General features: G+C 30.0%; 4 protein-coding genes. All 4 read right to left on the reverse strand.

The features are described from left to right. Positions 1-186: 186 nt before the first annotated feature. Entirely contained in the window at positions 187-1,014 is an 828-nt protein-coding gene (locus QZ824_RS11185) for a DUF6602 domain-containing protein (protein WP_291276097.1), read from the reverse strand. Between the two features lie 10 nt (positions 1,015-1,024). Beyond that, positions 1,025-1,654 (reverse strand): hypothetical protein, encoded by a 630-nt coding sequence (locus tag QZ824_RS11190; RefSeq protein ID WP_291276098.1) that lies wholly within the window; start codon positions 1,652-1,654, stop codon positions 1,025-1,027. A 113-nt stretch (positions 1,655-1,767) separates the two neighbouring features. Further along, complete coding sequence (locus QZ824_RS11195; protein WP_291276099.1) at positions 1,768-1,989, reverse strand: KTSC domain-containing protein; 222 nt, start codon at positions 1,987-1,989, stop codon at positions 1,768-1,770. Next, positions 1,986-2,985 (reverse strand): ATP-binding protein (locus QZ824_RS11200; protein WP_291276100.1); only part of this gene is annotated, 1,000 nt, incomplete at its 5' end. The genes QZ824_RS11195 and QZ824_RS11200, both read right to left, overlap by 4 nt.

Genomic DNA, 2,985 nt, shown 5'->3' on the forward strand with positions numbered 1-2,985 from the left:
ATATTCATCTTTAAGTGTAACAGTAATACAAAATACGTAACACAATAGAACGAAACACGACGGTCTCACATTCACATAATCGTCGCAGGAACACAACGAAAATCAATTAATTCATACAGATACCTATATCTTAGTTAGCTACTTAATCTATTCTTCAAATTAAAATATTTTTATGTAAATCAACAACTATTTCCTATTTATGTAATGTTTTAAATCTGGAGATAAAATAGTAACAAAATCAATAACTGTTAACATTGATAATATAAATTCTATAAAGTGATAATCATCTTTAGATGTGATGAAAGTTGCAGGTAGCTCCCTACTAAAAACAGGATAACCAACAACACCAATATCATCCAAGTACAAAAATAGCCCATCTTCTATGCTTAGAATAAAGTTGTGTTTGTATCTTGATACTCCTAATTCATTATATAAATAAAATATAGCATCTTCTGGTGAAGGGAATTTATCTTTAATATCAAATCCGAATTTTTCACAGATTAAAAAGGTACATAATTGGTCATATGGATTGATATCGGGGTGAAACTCTTTTTTATATCCCATAACAACCTGCTGATTAACAAATGGTTCAACAATCCGTTCCCGCATGATTTTTATATTTGAAAGTTTCATAAGTGCTTTCTTTAGTTCATCTATTGAATTAATTACTGACTTAACTTCCCCAGCAGCGACAACAGTTTCAATGGGAAAAAATCGTTGATTATTACTGGAATTGATATTGGGGGTTAATATTGAATCAAATATTATAAGATCGCATTGATGACTAACTTCATCATTATTATTTAATACGAACCCTGAATCAATTTGAAATTTATTAGGGATAAATGATTTTAAAAAATCTATTACAGCCTTCTCTCTGTAAACTCCGAATTCACCAGGATGTATTAATTTTCCAGTATTAGCATCATAGAATATTTCTTTAGCATTGGAAAATGCCCTTTTAAATATTTCTATTTTTTCTTCTACAAGTTTAGTAAAAATTCTATTAGGCATAAACTCCAATTTATATATCTGTAAATTTATGGAATACTGATTTATTTTGATTTTTCAAGTCTTCTAGTTTCTGTTTATTAAAATTTTTAAGATCTCTTAATTTTGAAATTTCAAGCCCAATTCTTTCAGCCTCTTCTTCCATGCGTTTAAATCTACCATAGACGAGCTTTCTAATTCTAAGATGGATAATTCTTATTAAATTGTTTACATCTGAAAAACGTGTTGTCAACAAAAACGATCCTAAAAGAAATATTAAAAACATGGCCTCATTAATGTTAACAACACAACTCAAACGATTATGAAAACCTTCCTGTCCACAGTACAAATAAATAATGATATTTATAAGGATATATAATCCTGAAACTATTATACGAAATGCTAAAAAAACCCAACTAACAAATTGATCTAAACGAATAGCAAGCTCTAACTTAGAAAAATTTTGTTTTTCGAGCTCCTCGATCCTTCTATCAATTTCTTCATTATGTTTGATTAATTGTTTTTCAATTTTTTTTGTTAAATCGACTTTTCCTAAAGAGGAATAATAAAGTATTATTGCAATTATAAATAATATAGCAACAAAAAAGATTAGCAACCACCAATACCATTTAAGCCTTCCCTTTCTAGCTTTCTCAATCTCCATAAATAAAAATCAGTTATTTCTTTTCAACATCACATTTATTTTTTTTAAAAATATTAAACAATTAAAACAGAATCCATCCTTATTTAACATGGTTTTAAACAACCTAAATTTACTTATTCAATTCTTTCATATGGATACACATTTTTAAAATTTCTATTAATATAGGAACCAAAAGAAGGGGCACTCATTAAACTATGGTATTCATGTGGAGGAACACCTTTATAAACATAAAGGCTTCCATTCGAATATCTAACATAGACTTCTTGATTTTGCTCAACATAACCAATGCTGCTAATATTTGATGAACTTACTGGGATCATTTCTGGTATACTCATAGTTTATAATTTTTATTACGCCAAGATTTTAATAGTTTTTTGTATTCACTTTGTGCATCAACAATTACTGTCAGCCATTTTTCAGAAGCTTTGGGATCTGAACTTTTAGGAGCATTTGCTATTTTAAAGAATTTGACCCTAGAAGGTATCTTCACAGCTTCGCCAGATATTAATGCTTCACCAGTTCTCAAACTTGGAAGCAAATCAACCATGCTTTGTAATTCATCCTGTACTGCTGAACGAATATGACCTCTGTCTTTGGAATTATTCATACGCAAAGTAATCATAGTGCCGCACTGACTTAATACTGTTTCGTCCAGTTCTGAAGGTCTTTGAGTCACTAGCAATAATCCTACACCATATTTACGCCCTTCTTTAGCTATCATCTGAACGGTTCTAGATGAAATTGAATCTTCGCCTGCTTTTAAATAACTATGAGCTTCTTCTAAGACAATAAGTAAGGGTTGATTTTTCCCTCCCACTTTTGTATTAACACCCCAAAACAATCCATCATAAATAATTTTCAAAAGCGTTCCTGAAATGGAAGCCATAATTTCGCTCGGAATTCCAGATAAATCCAAAATAGTTATTGGTAAGTTATTGCCTAGCCATTTTAAAAACATGGAATCTAAATCTTCTTCTATAATACCATCTGAATTGGGCGTTAATTTTCCGGGAGAAAATAGAAAGCTATAGCTACTATCATTTAACTTATTTCTCATACTGTCCAAAAAGCTTAATAAACCTTTTGCTTTCTGATTTAAGAATGGTGCACTATTTCCCATGCCTGCTGGAACATACTCATTAGAAATTAATTTCTCAGCATCACCATGAGTAGTTATTTCACTTAAAGTTATTTTGGCATTATCTGTAAATGTTCGTTTCTCAAAATCAATCAATTCAAACCATAGCCTTTTTATGCTAAAAGGGATAGGAGAATCGGCTGTAATGGATTCTTTAGTAACATCTATTTTATTTTTTTCTGCACTTTTAATC

This window comes from Flavobacterium sp. (assembly GCF_021151785.1).
Classification (GTDB): Bacteria; Bacteroidota; Bacteroidia; order Flavobacteriales; family Flavobacteriaceae; genus Flavobacterium.